The sequence below is a fragment of the Streptomyces sp. R11 genome (assembly GCF_041051905.1).
Classification (GTDB): domain Bacteria; phylum Actinomycetota; class Actinomycetes; order Streptomycetales; family Streptomycetaceae; genus Streptomyces.
Map to the genome: position 1 here is coordinate 1 of NZ_CP163432.1, position 16,654 is coordinate 16,654.

The following is a 16,654-nucleotide window of genomic DNA, read 5'->3' on the forward strand; positions in this document are numbered from 1 at the left end:
AACAGCCGGAACAGGAACAGGCGGAGCAGGCGGAGCAGGAACAGGAGGAGCGGCCGGAGCTTCCCAGGGATACTCGGGAGCAGGAGGCGCCCCAGAACTCGAAACCGCACCGCCAGCCGGAGGCAGTGGGTTCGCATTCGGTGGGATTGCTCCCGAAATTCACCTGCCATATGCTGCAGGAATAGGTGGAGAGATCGTGGGTTTCGTCGATTGGAACAACGAGGGCGAGTTCACAGGATGGGGAGCACTGGGGGCAATTACCGTGCAAGCGGGCCCCGTCCACTGGGGCTGGGGTGCTGAGTGGACACCCGCACACGGCTTCAAGAAGATCGGGGTATCTGAGGTTATGACACCTGGAGAGGGGCTGACATTCAGTCGAGGGACAATTTCTGACGAGGAAGGACACTCTGCCGATTATTGGTCGGTAAACCCCGGCCTATTCACCTTCGGCCTCGGCCAGTGAACGGGTGATACCGAGCTGGTGCACGAAAGATCGAGGTCTCTAACTCGATCTTGCATAAGGGTCCGTCAGCTTACTGACGGACCCTTTCTGCTCGTTCAGGGGCGAGATTTCTGCTTTTGGGCAGGTTGGTGGCCCGGCTGTCGCGGCGGGTGGGCGCCGGATTCCACGGCTCCGGTTGTGATGGGTGCTGGTCGGGACAGGGCGTTGTCGCTGGTCAGCCGGAGTTCGGTAGGGCTGCAGCCGTTCGAACGCGCTGGTGATCACGTCGGTCCATGGCCAGTGGCGGGCCAGGCGGAGGATGCGGCGGCGGCCGGTCGTCACGAGCTGGGCGGCGGTGGAGAACAGCCGTAGCCGCAGGCGTTTGGGCTCCCACCGGCGGGCCTGGCCGGTCAGGGCGAGCATGGGCATCCAAGCAGCGGCACCACCAGCGACCCCAGCGGGACGGTCCGGCCAGGGCGACACCCCAGCCTGCCGCCACGCGAAGCGGCTGTTCGAGGCGGTGCACGCGGTGACCGACACCGGTCTCTCGCTCAGCGCCGCAGCCCGCGAGCTGGGCCTGAACCGGCGCACCGTGGGCAAGTAGGGTACCTTCGGCAGCGATGGGAGGAAGGCGAGCACACCGCGACGGTGCTGCACCAGGAGATCGCCGCCAAGGGCTACCGCGGCCCCTACCAACGGGTCAAGATGGCCATCGCACCGCTACGCCGCGGCCTGCCGATCGACACGCCGTGCGAGCGGCCACCCTCGCCCCGCGAAGTCGCCCGGTGGATCACCACCGCGCCATCCCGCCGCAGCCTGCACGCATCCGAGGCACTCCGGCGGTTGTTCGAGCACTGCCCGGAGCTGAACCGAACCCACGACCTTGTGCGTCAGATCGCCGCCATGCTAGAAACCCGCGACGCCACGCCGCTACCGGACTGGCTCGACCAACTCGCCACCTCCCGTCTTCCCGCACTGGCCAGCCTGGCCAAGGCCATCTCGAAGAGGATGGTCTTCCATCTCACGTCTGGCTCCGGGCAGTTGAGTGAATAGTTGGGGAAATGCCGCAGGAGGGAGCTGAAGGCGATCTCAGATTCGTCGGGCGAGGGGGCGCCCAGGCAGTTGCGTGCGCCCCGGCCGAAGGCCGCATGCTGCTGGTTGTCTGAGCGCGCGATGTCGAAGTTGTCTGGGGCCTCAAGGTGGCCCGCATCGCGCTGGGCGGATCCGATGGCCACAATGATGGCCTCTCCATGCCTGATGTGTGCGCCGTTGATCTCAATGTCCTCGCTCGCAATCGCCAGAAGGAGATCCGGACGGGCGAGTCATAGCTGAGCATCTCCTCCCCTGCCTGTCCGATGAGTGATGGATCGGCGTTGAGGATGGCTCGCTGCTCGCGTGGCGGATGAGGGCCAGTGCTCCGTTGCCAATGAGCTTCATGGGCTCCGTGCGGGCCTCGCACAGCGAGCGCCCAATGAGCCATCAGGTCCAAGCAGTTCGGACCGTGAGTGTGCTCGCCAAGCCCTTCGCTGGAGTGAGCGATCACAGCTGACATTGTGCTCGTACAGCAGCCCACCTCAGGATATGCGGCGCCGCCTCGGGCGGACGAAACAAGGCCAACGGTTGCCGCCGCCATGAGCCGATGCTGACGCGTCGTGCTTGACCTGTCGTGCCGAGAGTCGTGGTGGCGTTCCTCGCCTGGCGGGGCAGCTGCAGGCGCCGCGGTTTCCGGACGGGCTAGCCTCCGCCTTCCACTTGCGGCGGCGTAAGGAAACGGCCTAGTGCTGGGTTCCTCAAACTGTGTACACATATCGGCGCCGCAGTAGGCGAGTTGGTGGTGCAGGTCTGCCCCAGATCCAGGGGTTGGCATGGGCGTTGAGCTGGTCGGTCGCCAGGGTGGTGGCGTATGCGATGTCGTCGCGGTTGGCGAATGACCGGCCGGCGAGGGCGGCCTTGCGGAAGATGCGCCACCAGCCTTCCTGCAGGTTGAGCCAACATGCGCCCACCGGGATGAAGGCATGGTGGATGCGGGGATGGTCCTCGAGCCAAGTACGGGTGGACACGCTGTTGTGACTGGACAGGTTGTCGGTGACGATCCAGATCTCCCCGTCCGGGTTGGCGTCCTCGAGCAGTTGCAGGAACTGCTGATAGAACTCGCTGTTGCGGGAGGACGCGGTCATCGTGACTGCCTGGCCGTCGGCTGGTCGCAGGCCGCCGTAGACCCAGGTCTTCTCCGGCCCGCGGCTGTAGTCGAGTTCCGCTTTGATCCGGTGCCCGTCGGGTGACCAGGCAGGTGCGGGCGGGAAGGTCCGCGGGATCACTGGCCCCAGCTCGTCGGCGCAGATCACCGTCGCGTCGTCGGGCGGGTGGGTGTAGAGGCCGATGATCCTCGTCCTTTTGGGACGAAGTCCGGGTCCTTCGAGCGCGTCCAGGACCGGGTACGGCGCCAGCGCACGCCTTCGGCGAGCAGGATGCGGCGGACCTGTGAGCGAGCCACCTCAATCCCCTCGGCCCGCGCCGCCGCGGCCAGAGAATCCAGGGTCCACTCGGCTGGTCCGGACTCGTCGAAGGCCCACAGCTCCCCAACGGGCTCCCACCTCAGCCGCCCCGGTGGCACGGTCTTGACCATGGCGATGATCCGAGATCGTTCCTCCTCGGTGATCCGTCGCTTGCGGCCCTGTCCGCCCAGATCCTCCAGCCCCTGCAGGCCGAAGCGGTTGAAGCGGTGCAGCCAGCACCGGACCGTCTTCTGGCTGCAGTCCAGCTCCACGGCGATCGCCGGCACCCGCAGCCCCGACCAGCTCAGCTCGATCATCCGAGCCCGCATCACCGCATCCCGCGGTGCCTTCCGTGCCCGCGACGAGCGGCGAACGACGGTCCGCTCATCCTCGTCACACCCCGGCCGTGCCCGTAAAACCATCGTCCAGCACCCGCCCCCCGAGCACCATCAACTACCCCGCCACCAGGACATATACCCAGCGAAAGAGGAATCCAGCACTAGGACGGAGTCACCGCAGCATCCATGAATCCAGTGCAGCCCCATGGCGGGCCATCGTCAAACGCAGAACGTTCATGAGTCCTCGTTGCTGTACTGACGGGGACTCTGTGATTGCGAGTGCGGTCTTTCGGGGCTGGGGCAGGTTGACGGCCCGGTGGTCGCGTCGGGTCGGCGCCGGATTCCACTTTCCCGGTGTGGTGGTGCGGATCGTGGGGGCGGTCGGTGGGGCTGGTCAGCCGGGGCTCGGCAAGGCGTTGATCCGGTCGGTTGCCCGGGTGATCTCGTCGGTCCAGGGCCGTCGTGTGGTGGAGCGGAGCCGGTGGCGGCGGCCGGTGGTGACGAGCTGGGCGGCGGCGGAGAAGCCGCAGGCGGAGCTTCCTGGGTTCCCAGCGGCGGTCTGCCGGTCAGGGCCGCCATGGGCATCCAGGCGAGGAGCTCGAGTGCGAGTGAGACGATCTCCAGCCGGATCCGGTTCTGTGCGGTGTCGTGCAGGGGCAGGTTGCGCAGGCCGGTGTCGCTGGAGCCTCGGATGCGGTCCTCGCAGCGGGGCCCGCCTGCGGTAACGCAGTTCGAGATCGGCGAGCTGGCCACCCTTGGTGTTGGTGGCGAAGCAAGTCAGCCGCAGCCCGTCAGCGTCGGTGAAGCGCAACTGGGCGCCAGGATGCGGCCGTTCCTTGCGGACGATCAGCCTCATGCCCTTCGGCCACGTGCTCAGGTCGGGGCTCTCGGTGATCTACGCGACCCAGGCTCCGGGCCGCTCCGTGCCGTCGGCGTCGTAGGCCGGTGTCCACGCCTTCTTCGAGATCTGCAGGACGGCCTGGTGGATAATGTCGGTGATGGTCATTGCGACGGAATACGACAGCCACCGGCCCCGGCGGGAGAGCCAGTCGAGGCAGGCGCGGGTGCCGCGCCGGCGGAGTCAGTGCGGATCAGTGTCTGCCGTCCCCGCCGCAGGTGTCTGGGGAGTTGGCCCAGGGCAAGTTGGGTGGTGGCGATGTGATCGCTCGCGGTGGTGGAGCCTGCGTTGCCGGGCCGCAGCAGGGCGGCCACCGGTTCCCCGGACCCTGTCTGGCCGTGGTCGACGAACGCGACGAGCGGATGGTGGCCGATGGTCTTCTTCCAGGTCGCGGTGGCGTCCTGCTTCTCAGAGTGTGCGAGGACGAGCACACCGTCGATATCCACGATCACGCTGCCACCGGCGGCCGGGCTGTCTTCACCGGCCAACTCCCAGACCCGCATGCGTACTTCGGCTCGCGCCGTGCGGATCCCGGTGAGCGCCTTCGGCCCGGCTGCAGTGAGGACATCGATGAGACGGGAGACCGTGGGGTCTGATGCCACCGGGCCGAACACGTCGGCCTCGGCCCGCAGCATGGCGACATCGGCGAGACAGTCCCCGCCCAGAGCCGTCGCGAGAGCGACACCCAGCAGGAACTTGCCCGGGTCGCTCACCGCCCGTGGATTGCGCCACGGCACCATTGCCGCCGATACCGCGGTGTCCGGCCGGACTTGCGGACCGACTCGACCCACAGCACTGCCCCGGCCTGCGAAACCGCCCCTCTGCCACCGCCCTCGACGCGGAAACGCGGGTACAACCCCACACTCTTGCTCACCTGGAGAGTGCTTCTTCCCGTGCAGCTAATGGGACCCTAGACAAGTCCCATCGTTGCAGGTCAGAAGCACTCTCCGCTTTTTGATCAAGGTATGGGCGAGAGCGATGAATGCGCGGGGCTAGTAGGACCGGGCAGTTGCTTCAGGCCCTCGCCCGCGCAAGGCTGTCCTCGCCCTGCGGCTCGTCCCGTCAGTCCTGAGGCTGGAAGCCTCGCGCGCCGGTCGCCATTCAGCGAAGGCGAGTTACGTTTGAATTTTCGACACAATCGCCTTGGCGAATCGACTGACTGTTCCTTGGGGTGCATGCTCGAAGTAGAAATACGGTTCGATTAGTTCAAGTTCCATGAGATTGAATTCCCCATTTCGAACAAATCCGTCCACCCGGCCATAGGTTGGCATCATGGGAGCAGCTTCAATCGCACCCTTCGCCACCTCCGCAATCCATCTCGGAATCTCGTGCCTCTCTGTGCGCGCCCCCCATACTTCCTGACATCTAAAGTCTCCACTCTTCGGCACCTTGAGGACCGAATGTGTAATTTCTCCATCAATAAAGAAGATCGACCATTCCCCCACATCCGGAATCTCGTCAAAGAACGGCTGCAGGATAAGTCCACAATCCTTCAGGATCTCACTTGAAAGTGCTTCGATCTCTCTTGGCTGATCGAGAGTGGCCGTCGAGGTTTTCTGTGCAGCTCCAGAAATAGAAGGCTTGATCACGATATTTTTGCATCCAACGCCCGAGAGGGTCTCAAGGATTTCTCCGGGGTCGGTTCCGGCAACGAACAGATGGAATGGCGCGACGCGAACACCTGCATCTCGCAGGTCTGCGAGATAGGCTTTGTCGTGGTTCCATCTGATGAGCTCGACTGGATTTATTGACTGAATTTTATTCTCGGCGAGATGGTCAAGCCATTCCGTGAATCGCAGAGGTTCATTGAAATAGTTCCAGGCCGTTTTGGGGAGAACGGCATCGAATGACGACCACTTAACTGCGGGATCATTAAAACAATGGATTGAAAGTTCCGCTCCAAGCTGACCAAACGCTCTTTTCAGTACTCTCGCTTCGTCGACAGCGGCCGCACCCCGAATCAACTCCTCGTAGTTCGGCGGAGCGATGAGAGCGACCTGTTTTTGTGAAATCATTTCCTCACCGAAATCTATTGATTAAACGCAGACGTGTGGCCCCGCATGCTCGACGTGCGAACGCTCAAGGCAGTCCATCCGGGCTTGCGCCCCGTCCACCGGCGCTGCCGCGGGGTACGGTCTTTCCTGCAATGCGGTACCGTTCCCGGCTGCCCGCAGTGGGGGGTCATGGGAAGGCTTTCACACGCCGGCCAGGTAGCCCCAGGCACTTCCAGTCATGGCACTGAGGTCGACACGGCACCGTATGCCGCGAGTTTGCCAATCAGGGCAGTCGTGCGCCTGTCTCCGAGAAGGGCCTGCACCTGCGAGAGCGGAAACGAATCCTGTTCAGCGATGACGGCAAGGGCAGGCTGATACTTGGCAGGCATTCTCAGCACCGCGTCCGGAATCCTGAGCACGCACGTGCCGTCCGGCTGCTCCGAGAGTTCGACAGGTTGACACCGATAGACAGTGACCTCGCCACCCTGGTGACGCGCAAGGTTCTCCATCGTGGCCAGCGCAGAGGAAAGCCCCCACGCTGACGTATGACGGCCCTTTCGCATTCCGCCTGAACCCTCATCAAGCCTTCTGCTCAGGTTAGCTGCAACCTTCTTGATCTCGGCAGCGAAATCGGAATCGTTGAGAGTGAAGAGATTCGGGGTCTCCTGAAACTCCTGGGACTCCAGGGCCTGCTCCACAAGATGGCGGAGATGGTCTGCCCACGTCTCGCTCACGCAGGCGAGGGAAACGTGTACGGACATGACCTCCGGGGCCGCAGCCACATGGGGTGCCCCCTTGGGCAGGTACAGCACATCGCCGGGCTGCAACCGCGTCTCTATGACAGGGGTGCCCAAGTCGCCGTCGGTATACAGCCACGAGGCCCCCGACGTGCCCTGTATCCGGTCGTAGACCTTCCAGTTCTTCGAACCGTGCACCTGGACCACGAAAACATCCACAGGATCGTGGTGGGGGCGAAGACCGATTTCTCCGGGCGGCGTCACAAATCCGTGGGCATGTACCGGAACGCCCATGGAATGACGTAGAGCGTCACAGGCTTGGCGGACCGAAAGCACGTAGTCTTCAAGGCCATCGAGCACAATCGTGGCGCCTGCGCCGAATTCCCGGAGGATGCGGTCGGGATCCGCTGCGTCGGAGATGTACTCTGTTGCCACTTTGATCCGCCGGGTGAAGTGCCGCTGGGCAACCGGTTCACCGGCCTTGATCAGTCTTAGATGCGGCGGTCGGAGAGCAGCACTTGTTAGTGTATTCACCAACTCCGGCAGTGATAGCAGTTCTCCTGCGGCCTCCGGAAGTGCCCCGCGTCTGAGGTACGGCTGTTGCAACCAGTACTCCGATGTGAAACGACGGGCATCTCCGACCAGACGCTCCAAAAAGGTGCGCTCCGTCGCCAAGCTTCCCCCACGTTGTGCGGTCACCGGCCACCCCCGAGGGTCCGAACGACGCTTCCGCGAGCTCTGAGGCGGCCAGAGTCCTTGGCCACCCCAGAGCCGGTCGGCACCGGCCAGATCACCAGTTACCGATGACGCGGATGATCGACTCGTATTCGTCTGGGGCCCGCAGATCCTCCACCTGGATGTCGAAGACGTCGTCGCCGTCATCCATGAGAACGAAGTCGTCGTTCATAGATCACCTCCGTCACGCGATGATGCACCCGGCCGGGAGGGCTTCGCTTGAGGGAAACCCCTCAACTCTGGAGGGGAGCGCCGGCCAAGGAGGCGGACTGTCGATCGCACCCCCTGGCACGCCTCTGGCAGGGGATGCCCCGGGGGCCCTGCGGGAGCATGGAGCGGTCTTTGCGCCGGGGGCCCTCCACCGGGATTTCCATGCCGCTGCCGGTGAGCGGGACGGAACCCACACTTTCCACCTCGCGCCGTCCGCCATCACAACCCGTCAAGTCGCTAGCGGGCGACCCCACATGCCAACATGCCAGTGGATGAGTCACTGACCCACCTCTTTACTGACTGGTAGACGTGCCTCACTCTGTTCTCCATGGGTGGCCCGTGGCCCGACACGGGGCACCGCCCCGCCTGGTCACGTGCGGCCCTGTCCTGCGCGTCTGCACTCCGTTTCGAAGCCCTCATCCGCCCTAGAGCGAACGCGACTTGCAGTTGAGCCGGTAGCTCGCCCAGAAGAGCAGGAGTCACCTTTGCCTCGTGTGCACCGCATCTACGGCAATGTCATGCCCCTGGCAATCGCGCTTGGTGTGTGCGCAGCAGTCCTCGCCCCCGGAGAAGCTTCGGCGGCCGCGATCACCGCCGCCAGGTCCACCGCGCTTCCGATCAGCGCCCCCACCACGACGTCCAGCGTGGGCCCGTTCACCGAGCCCGCCTTCGCCAGTACCTGCGCCTGGCACGTTTTCGGCGAGGGCGAGATCCCGCCCTGGTGGCTGATGTTCGACGATCCGCTGTGCGTTGAGTACAGCAAGCGCGACATCACAGTCGACAACGGCGGCGCCTTGCGCTTCCTCATCGCCGAGCCCTCACGCTTCGCGCTGGCGATGGTCACCTGCCGCTACTACCAGAAGGACCGATGGAGTGTGCAGGCCACTACCGGCTCAACGCCCTGGGTGACCTGGGACGGTCAGTACTGGTGGGACAAGACCAGGCAGCAGTTTGGTGCACGGCTATCCAACTTCCGCATCCACGGCACGAGCGTCGGCATCGGCGACGCCGTCGCGGCACTCCGCCCCACCTTTCCCGATCTCGCCGACGTGCTGGATGACTACGGCCACACCGCCGGAGAAACGGGCCTCACCACCACCTCTGTCCCCTTCGACCTACGCTGTTTTCTGGACGGGTGAACGCAATGTCTTCGCTCGACCGGAGGACGGCCCTGAAGGCTCTTGCCGGAGCCGTCGCCGCCCTGTCCGTCAGCCGGTTCCCGTCCGTTACCTCGCCCGCAGGAATGACCGAAGGGCTCGGGAGCTGGACGGTGCTGACACTGGAGGCCTTCGCGGACACCCAGATCCCCGGCGAACGCCGATTTGCCGGGGACGCCGCCGTCGCCGGTGCAGTCAGCGGCCCGGGCGCCGTACAGGCCGGCGTGATCAAGACGCTCGCTTCTGACGAACTTCGCCTGGCTCCGCTCCTGCCGGAAATCGCGGCCCTGCTGAACGCCCGGGCCCTCGCCTACGCCACCGCACACCTGATCCTGCTGCCGATCACGTTCCCCCCGTTCGTCGGCCTGCCGTTCCAGCACCGCACCGCCCTCGTAGGGGACCTACTTGGCCACGAGAACCCCGACCGCTCCATCTGGCAGATGATCAGCCTGCTGACCAGCCTCGCCTTCGACACAGCCGCCCATATCGACACCCGCCAAGCCGTGACAACCCATCACCCCGGCCTGACCTGGTTGGGCTTCCCCCCGCCCGGCCCCGACGGACTGTGGCGGTTTACCGACTACTCCTACGGCAAGGCCCTTGCTGCCCTCCACCCCGCCACCACCGCCTCGGGAAGCCCCGCTTGACATCCTTCCCCCTCCCAACGGGGCCAGAGACGAGTTAACAGTCACGGCCGGTGCGAGCGCCTTCCCTTCCAGCAGTCCCAGGAACCTGACCCACGCCGCGTCGCCGACGGGCTTACCCCTCTGAGGGAAAGGAGACCGGCCACTGGCACGCTTTCACGGCAGATCGCCTGGCTCTCACGGAAACCGCCTGCTTGGCGGCTGCACCGGTCCGCGCATCGACGACCTCCGCATGCGCCCTTGCCCAGGCAGCAGGCCCTTGACCCGGTTCATCGATGCCTTGCTCCTGCTGTCCTCCCTCATCCGGCGCACAGCGCGGCACGCGGAAGCGGCATGGCCGATCAACGCGCCGTCAGAGGGCGCCGCAGCAGGTTCAGCAAAGGGGCAGGGAGTACCCACGAAAGGACTCAGATGAGCGTGGAGACCACCGACATCCTCGTCGTTGGCAGCGGCTTCGGCGGAGCGATCCCTGCCTACTACCTCGCCGCCGGGGGCGCCCGCGTCACCATTCTCGAGCGCGGCCCACGCCTGGCCGCAAACGACTTCACCCACTCACTGCGGCTCGGTACGTACAACCGGATCGTCGACGTCATCCGCGGTGACGGCGTCACCGTGGTCGCGGGCAACTGCGTCGGCGGCGGCAGCGTCGTCTACTTCGCCGCGTCCCTCCGGGCCCCGGCCTTCGTCTTCGAACGCCGCGGCAGCCTCGGCCGACGCATCTGGCCCGCCTCCCTCACCCGCGCCGCCCTCGACCCCTGGTACGACCGCGTCGAGGGGACACTCCCCGTCACCCGCACCGACTGGCCTGATGTGTCATACGCAGGCGGCGTCCTGGCTGCCGCCTGCGCACGGACCGGCCACACCTGCAACCCCGTCCCCGTCGCCGTAGACATCAATCGGTGCACCAACTGCAACTGGATGCTGTCCGGCTGCCGCTTCGACGCCAAACGCTCGCTGCTGCTCAACTACCTGCCCGCCGCCGAGGCACACGGCGCAACGATCCGGCCCCTGCACGAGGCACAGACCGTAGGCCCCTCCCCCATCCCGGACTACCGCTACACCGTCACGTACACGATCCTCGACCCTGATGACTACACGTGCACCCTGCAGACCGGCACCATCCACGCAAAGTTGGTCGTTCTCGCAGCCGGCGCCATCGGCACCCCAGTCATCCTTCAGCGCTCGGCCATCCTGCTCGGCGGCGTCCACGCTGCGGTAGGACGGTACTTCTCCGGAAACGGCGACCGGGTCAGCGTCGCTGAAATCGACGAAAGCAAGCTGCACTTGCTCCTAGGTCTTTCCCGCTCGGACGGTATCCCCTACGAGGGCCTGCCGATCGGCCGCCCCATCACCGCGGCAACCTACGACTACCTGGACGCGGCCGCCCCCGAGTACAGCCGGTTCATGCTCCAGCAGATCTACTTCCCACCCGCCACCAACATCCTCTCCCAGAGCGTCGATCCGCCTCACTGGTTCGGCATCCCCGGCCGCCGACTCCGGGCCCGCTGGAAGTCCTGGCTCACCATGCTCGCAATGACCGAAGACGACAACGAAGGCTTCTTCCACGCCGTCCCGCCCATCACCGGCAGTTTCACCCGCCTGGCCCCCGGTCTCGGGCTAGGCACCATGACCTATCGCCCGACCGCCCGCACCCGCGACGGCTGGCAACAAGCGGACACAGCACTGCGCGCCATTCTCGAAAGGGACGGGCTGGCCCGGGTGAACCCCTGGCACGAAGACGTCGCCGCGACGGTGACCGCCCACCCCATCAGCTCCGCCCGTATGGGCGACAGCCCCGAGACAAGCGCCCTCACCGACACCAACGAACTGCGCGGCCACCCCGGCCTGTTCGTCACCGACGGCTCCGCCATCCCCACCTCCCTGACTGTGAACCCCTCCCTCACCATCGCCGCCCTCGCCGAACGCGCCGCCCCCGCCATCACCAACCGCGCGGCACAAGCAGACATCCCCATCCGGCACGGGGCACCGCCGCCCACGCCCTGAGCGGCTGGTGTCTCTTGAGTCTTATCGAAAAGGCCCACGCCTGTGCGCAGCCACCGCGACCGGATGGTCTCTTCGGTTGTCAGATCGTCACCCCGGTAGCCGGCGCACACATTGGGAGCCACTGAGCGTTTTCAGCTCGGCCACTGTTCGGGTGACGCTGATGGTGTGCGCAACGCACGAGGCTCCCGTGCCGTTGGGGGAGGTGTTCGACGTCTCAACCCACAGGCACAGGAGCCGCGTTGGTTCCGCATTCTGCCGCACTCGACCTGCCTCACGCCCTGGTCGAGTGGGTCACCATGCTCATCGTCACCCGCGAGGGTGACCGGCGCTGCAAACTTCCGCCGCACCAGCGTGCCCTGGCCGGTCTGGTGTACCTGCGCCCGCACGACACCCTGGCGCAGATTGCGGCCAGGTTCGGCATATCCGTCGGCACCGCTCACGCCTACACGGCCGCTGTCATCGATCTGCTCGCCGACCGCGCGCCCGGCCTCCTCCGTGCCCTGCGTGAAGCGGACCCGGAGTACGTCCTGCGGGACGGCACCCTCGCGGAGTGCGACCGGGTCGGCGACAGCCGTGCCGACTACTCCCACAAGCACCGCCGACACGGGGTGAACGTGCAGCTCATCACCGATCCAGACGGCCGGCTGCTGTGGATCTCACCCGCACTCCCCGGCCGCGCCCACGACCTGACGGCGGCGCGCAACCACCGGATCATCCGGATCTGCGAACGCCAAGGCGTCGCAGTCCTCGCCGACCGGGCTTACATGGGAGCGGGCTCATGGGTGACGACACCCCTCAGGCGCCCGCCGGGCCGCTAGCTCACACCGACCCAGCAATCCGTCAACCGCGCGTTGCCCGCAGCCAGGGCTCCGGTCGAGCGCGGCGTCGCACGGCTGAAATCCTGGCGCATCTTCCGCCGGTCCCGGTGCAGCCCGAATCGAATGACGTCAATCGCCGCTGCCATCCTCACGCTGGAGCGGCAACGCTGAAAGAGCTCACTCACTTCGATTTCGTTGTCATCAAAGAGCCGGGCACCGCTACGCCTGTCACTGCTCGTGCCTGGGTGCCCGGGCGTGCGGCTTCCGACCGGGATGGCGGCGAGGGCCCGCAGCGGGCAAGACTCCCGGACGGCTGAGCGAGAGATCTCACGTCTCAACTCGTGTGTCAGGGAACCTGTTGGTCACCTACCCTGTCAATGATCAAGGCCGTTCTCCCCCTGGAGAAGATCGGGGAAGCAGCTCAGTCATTCGCAGTGCTGGAACTTGTCGTTCTTCACACACTTCAGGTCAGGCACCGTGATCACGTCAGCATCCGACGGTTGCGCACCTCCGACATGACCAGATGCCGGCTGGGCGGCTCCTCCCACGCCGGTGCCCAGAGCCAGCACGGCAACGGCTACGAGGCCGATGGTCGTAACCCTCATGTGATCTCCCCAAAATTCAAGACCTCCGGCCAGTCTGGCTGGCGTCAGCAGATGATGGCGGGAGCAAAGCCTGAAGCGCATGGGGGAATCCCCCTAACTTGCCCTGCTACTACCGTCCGTAAACCGGGCACCGCACCCCGGAGCTTGTCGGCTTCTGGCCGGGGCCTTCTCGGCGGTGTCAGCGCTCGCACCCTGCTGGCTTGCGTCAAAGACACTGCGGTGCCGCCCAGGTCCACCAGCGAACCGGCTCTCGCCGGGGCCGAACCATGGCCATGATCTCCTCCACATCGGAGGAGTCGCGCCCTGATCCGAGCGGGTCTGTGTTCGCGTAGTGATTGTCGCCCACTCTCCGCTTGCGTCCCGCGACATCGGAGGCGACCGCCGTACCCCTGCCCACCCAGAGATACCCAACCTGTTCGGCAGGTGGAGAGCAGGCCTCGCTGCGAGAAATCAACGTTCGCGCATGCGTGTTCCGTCTCAACCCAGCACACCCGAGGAGTACCGGATGCCACTCAAGCTCGGTATGGCGCTTCCTCAGATGAAGCAATTCAATCTCGGGCCCGACACCGTAACTGTGGCCAGGGAAGCCGAGGAGATGGGATACGAGAGCCTCTGGGTCTTCGAACGCACTCTCTTTCCGACACCGATGACGCAGGGTCTTTATAACGTGCCTGGTCTCGAGTGGCCCGATGCCTACCGCAGCGTCGCCGACCCATTGGTGACCCTGGCGATGGCCGCAGCAGTCACGCGACGGGCGCGACTGGGCACGAGTGTGCTGGTCGCCTCCTACCACATGCCGTTTCACCTGGCGCGCTGGTTCGCGTCGCTGGACAACGCCGCAGGCGGGCGGGTGATTGCGGGTCTCGGCACCGGCTGGTCGCTCGACGAGTACGCGGCGGGCTCCGTCGCACCGTTCGAGCAACGTGGTGCGGTGCTCGACGAGACGCTGGACGTGTTCGCGGCAGTATGGGGGGGCTGACCCGGTCTCCTACGACGGCACCATAACCAAGATCGCGCCGTCCGAGATCGGTCCGAAGCCGACCCGCCCCCTGCCGATCTACCTGCCCGCGAGCAGTGACAAGGCTATGCGTCGTCTCGTTGATCGTGCCGACGGTTGGATGCCGGTAGGTATGCATGCACATCAACTGGCACGTACCTGGCAATCCGTGCAGGGCCTGGCAGCCGAGCGCCACCGCAGCAACCCGCTAGGTCGTGTCCGCAAAGTGGTTGGTGCGTTGGTCTGTTCGTGGTGCGTCGTCATGAGCTGACTGATGAGTCGTGGGCGGTGATCGAGCCGTTGCTGGCTCCGCCGCGGATGGGCCGTCCGGTGCGGGATCGCCGTCAGGTGGTCAACGGGATCTTGTGGAAGCTGTCGACGGGCGCGGCCTGGCGGGACCTGCCCGAACGCTACGGCCCGTGGAAGACGGTCTATGAACGCTTCCGCCGCTGGTCGGCCGACGGCACCTGGGACCGGCTGCTGGCCCATGTCCAGCAGCATTGCGACGCCGTGGGCAGTGTCGACTGGACGGTGGTGTGTGTGGACTCCACGACTGTGCGGGCTCACCAGCACGCGGCCGGGGCCCGAAAAGGGGGCTCTGGCCGGGTGAGGCGATCGGCCGGTCCCGCGGCGGGCTGACCACGAAGATCCACCTCGCCTGCGACGGGCAGGGCCGCCCGCTTGCCTTCACGATTACCGCCGGGAACGTCAACGACTGCACCCAGTTCGAGCAGGTCATGGCCCGCATCCGTGTCGGCCGGTCCGGGCCCGGGCGGCCCAGGACCCGGCCCGAGCAGGTTGCTGCCGACAAGGGCTACTCGTCCACGAAGATCCGCTCCTACCTGCGCAGACGAGGCATCAAAGCCGCGATCCCCGAGCGGATCGACCAGATCAACGGCCGCATCCGGCGCGGCGAGGGCCGCTGCCGGCTCGACCGGGCCGCCTACCGGCGCCGCAACCTCGTCGAGCGCTGCTTCAACAAGCTCAAGCACAACAAGGCCCTGGCCACCCGGTACGACAAACTCGCCCGCCACTACCAGGCCCTGGTCACCATCGCCTGCCTACGACTCTGGCTGCCCTGACATTGCGGACACGACCTAGGGGTCATAGTGCGGGCCAACGTGCTCCTCAGCGACAAGCCGTTCACCGGAGAGGGACGGCTCCCGTTCCAGGGCAATATGGAGCAAGTCGTTAGTGACCTGGTGGAGCACTCACAGATTGCAGGGATCGATGAGGTCCTGCTCGATCTCTGCATCACGACGCGGGACGTGCATCACCTCCTCGACGTGTCCCGCGAGCTCTACACAACTGCCCGCGAGGCAGGTGTATGAAAACGCCGTACGAAGGCAAGTGATAGCCGCCCAGGCGCCTGACGCCAGCGCCCCCCGACATGCCCAGCGCCCTGCCCAGATCCCTGACGTGTTGCCGAGGTGGCCACGGAATTCGGTTGAGGGGCCACTGGTGTGGTCATCGACCAAGACGCGGCAATAACCGCTCCTCAACCCAGTACCCGTGTTCTGACAGGCGGCCCAGACCAAGGGCTGGGCCCCGAACTTATGTTCCAACTTGGCGAGCAGTGCGCTGACCGAGGCCGACGCCGACGAGCGGGCCGACCTGACCAGAGCCGAGCGCGAGGCGCGGGCCCATCTGTGGCAGGAGAACCACAGCCTGCGGGGGCGTGGGGCCCTCCGGCGGGCCACAGCCTTCTTCGCGAACGAGACCGGTAGCGGCGTACCCGTTCATCGATACGGACAAGCAGCAAGGCCAAACATAATGATGCCGTGGCATCGAGCGGACGCACCGGGCGCGTCATCGTCCATCGCAAGGAGGCAGTGTGGCCCTCGGCAACGTCGCCCCGTCATACGCCCTCAAGGAGCGGCGTACGAGGCACCGGAACCAGGCGCCAAGTAGTACGGGCGAGCACGCCCACCGGATCGCCTTGTGGGACGGACAAGATCTGCCGGCCTGCCAGCCCGATCGCAAGCTCCGATACGACCGCTGACCAAGAAGGCCTGTAGCCGGCCTTCGGCGAGCGATACGTGCGCCTGCAGACACGCGGCTTGGGAGTCTGTCGAGATTGGCTGCGCCCTCATGTAACCGGGGGCACGACCGGCACAGGTCACCGAGCGGAGATCACCAACCAGGGCACACGCCACGGTAACGACATTGAGCTCAATTACGCGATGCCCACTCGGCCACGCCGCTGTCTCCCGCCTACCCGCCGCTGGGTCTGGTTTCTCAGCGGGCCGGGAGATGTGGGGCTGGCAGCAAGGCGAACCGACAGGCAGATTCACCCGTACTGCCTGGCATCCCAAAAGGGGATGCCACCGCCCACCGCCCAGTGAGCCGAAGGACGAATCATGCACAAGTCGACAGTCCAGCCTCGCCCGCTCGCATACGTCTTCGCCCCTTTGAGCATCGCTGTAGCAACGACACTCATGATCATTGCCCCGAGTCATCACAAGGAGACCTCGTCTCCCGCGGAGCACCAGCTGCTGGTTCTCCGCGCTGATCCAGCTGGTACCACCAGCACCAACCACAACGAAGTTCTCCTGTGAGTGCTGAAGCCCTTCGGCAGCC

11 protein-coding genes and 6 pseudogenes are annotated in these 16,654 nt (G+C 65.5%); 10 read left to right on the top strand and 7 right to left on the bottom strand.

The window, feature by feature from the left end; all coding sequences use genetic code 11:
• On the top strand, positions 1 to 185 hold a 185-nt coding region (locus AB5J55_RS00005; RefSeq protein ID WP_369268639.1), incomplete at its 5' end, for a hypothetical protein.
• Positions 186 to 700: 515 nt separating this feature from the next.
• Here the strand turns inward: AB5J55_RS00005 and AB5J55_RS00010 are convergent.
• A pseudogene (locus AB5J55_RS00010) lies at positions 701 to 877 on the bottom strand (transposase); the annotation flags it as partial.
• Between AB5J55_RS00010 and AB5J55_RS00015 the strand changes: the two are divergent.
• Complete coding sequence (locus AB5J55_RS00015; RefSeq protein WP_369276486.1) at positions 864 to 1,046, top strand: hypothetical protein; 183 nt, start codon at positions 864 to 866, stop codon at positions 1,044 to 1,046. The pseudogene AB5J55_RS00010 and the gene AB5J55_RS00015 sit on opposite strands and share 14 nt — an antisense overlap.
• 44 nt (positions 1,047 to 1,090) lie before the next feature.
• Positions 1,091 to 1,495, top strand: coding sequence for a hypothetical protein (locus tag AB5J55_RS00020; protein WP_369268640.1), 405 nt, complete (start codon positions 1,091 to 1,093; stop codon positions 1,493 to 1,495).
• 17 nt (positions 1,496 to 1,512) lie between these two features.
• Here AB5J55_RS00020 and AB5J55_RS00025 read toward each other — a convergent pair.
• The 6 genes and pseudogenes from AB5J55_RS00025 to AB5J55_RS00050 all read right to left on the bottom strand — a co-directional run.
• A pseudogene (locus tag AB5J55_RS00025) lies at positions 1,513 to 1,743 on the bottom strand (cytochrome P450); the annotation flags it as partial.
• Between the two features lie 489 nt (positions 1,744 to 2,232).
• Positions 2,233 to 2,787, bottom strand: a complete 555-nt coding sequence (locus AB5J55_RS00030) for a transposase (RefSeq protein WP_369268641.1) — start codon at positions 2,785 to 2,787, stop codon at positions 2,233 to 2,235.
• A complete protein-coding gene (locus AB5J55_RS00035; RefSeq protein WP_369268642.1) occupies positions 2,784 to 3,266 on the bottom strand; it encodes a helix-turn-helix domain-containing protein in 483 nt (160 codons plus the stop codon). Before AB5J55_RS00035 ends, AB5J55_RS00030 begins: the two co-directional genes overlap by 4 nt.
• 403 nt (positions 3,267 to 3,669) lie before the next feature.
• Positions 3,670 to 5,047: pseudogene (locus AB5J55_RS00040) on the bottom strand (IS1380 family transposase).
• A gap of 241 nt (positions 5,048 to 5,288) precedes the next feature.
• A complete protein-coding gene (locus AB5J55_RS00045) occupies positions 5,289 to 6,188 on the bottom strand; it encodes a RimK family alpha-L-glutamate ligase (RefSeq protein WP_369268643.1) in 900 nt (299 codons plus the stop codon).
• A gap of 215 nt (positions 6,189 to 6,403) precedes the next feature.
• Entirely contained in the window at positions 6,404 to 7,579 is a 1,176-nt protein-coding gene (locus AB5J55_RS00050; RefSeq protein ID WP_369268644.1) for a cupin domain-containing protein, read from the bottom strand.
• Positions 7,580 to 8,343: 764 nt separating this feature from the next.
• Between AB5J55_RS00050 and AB5J55_RS00055 the strand changes: the two genes are divergently transcribed.
• The 7 genes and pseudogenes from AB5J55_RS00055 (at position 8,344) to AB5J55_RS00085 (ending at position 15,405) form a co-directional block, all read left to right on the top strand.
• Positions 8,344 to 8,988, top strand: a complete 645-nt coding sequence (locus tag AB5J55_RS00055; protein ID WP_369268645.1) for a hypothetical protein — start codon at positions 8,344 to 8,346, stop codon at positions 8,986 to 8,988.
• Positions 8,989 to 8,993: 5 nt separating this feature from the next.
• Positions 8,994 to 9,653 (top strand): DUF5987 family protein, encoded by a 660-nt coding sequence (locus AB5J55_RS00060; RefSeq protein ID WP_369268646.1) that lies wholly within the window; start codon positions 8,994 to 8,996, stop codon positions 9,651 to 9,653.
• Between the two features lie 408 nt (positions 9,654 to 10,061).
• Positions 10,062 to 11,654 (top strand): GMC family oxidoreductase N-terminal domain-containing protein, encoded by a 1,593-nt coding sequence (locus AB5J55_RS00065; RefSeq protein WP_369268647.1) that lies wholly within the window; start codon positions 10,062 to 10,064, stop codon positions 11,652 to 11,654.
• 239 nt (positions 11,655 to 11,893) lie between these two features.
• Positions 11,894 to 12,643, top strand: a pseudogene (locus AB5J55_RS00070) (transposase family protein).
• A 939-nt stretch (positions 12,644 to 13,582) separates the two neighbouring features.
• A pseudogene (locus AB5J55_RS00075) lies at positions 13,583 to 14,303 on the top strand (TIGR03619 family F420-dependent LLM class oxidoreductase); the annotation flags it as partial.
• 89 nt (positions 14,304 to 14,392) lie between these two features.
• Positions 14,393 to 15,156 (top strand): annotated as a pseudogene (locus AB5J55_RS00080) (IS5 family transposase).
• Positions 15,157 to 15,195: 39 nt separating this feature from the next.
• The gene (locus tag AB5J55_RS00085) at positions 15,196 to 15,405 is read left to right on the top strand and encodes a hypothetical protein (protein WP_369268648.1); all 210 of its coding nucleotides are present in this window, start codon (positions 15,196 to 15,198) and stop codon (positions 15,403 to 15,405) included.
• The last annotated feature ends 1,249 nt before the right edge of the window (positions 15,406 to 16,654 follow it).

Coding starts and splice junctions, on each gene's coding strand:
- AB5J55_RS00015 (WP_369276486.1), top strand. CDS start 864: ATGGGCATCCAAGCAGCGGCACCACCAGCGACCCCAGCGGGACGGTCC.
- AB5J55_RS00035 (WP_369268642.1), bottom strand. CDS start 3,266: ATGCGGGCTCGGATGATCGAGCTGAGCTGGTCGGGGCTGCGGGTGCCG.
- AB5J55_RS00045 (WP_369268643.1), bottom strand. CDS start 6,188: ATGATTTCACAAAAACAGGTCGCTCTCATCGCTCCGCCGAACTACGAG.
- AB5J55_RS00060 (WP_369268646.1), top strand. CDS start 8,994: ATGTCTTCGCTCGACCGGAGGACGGCCCTGAAGGCTCTTGCCGGAGCC.
- AB5J55_RS00065 (WP_369268647.1), top strand. CDS start 10,062: ATGAGCGTGGAGACCACCGACATCCTCGTCGTTGGCAGCGGCTTCGGC.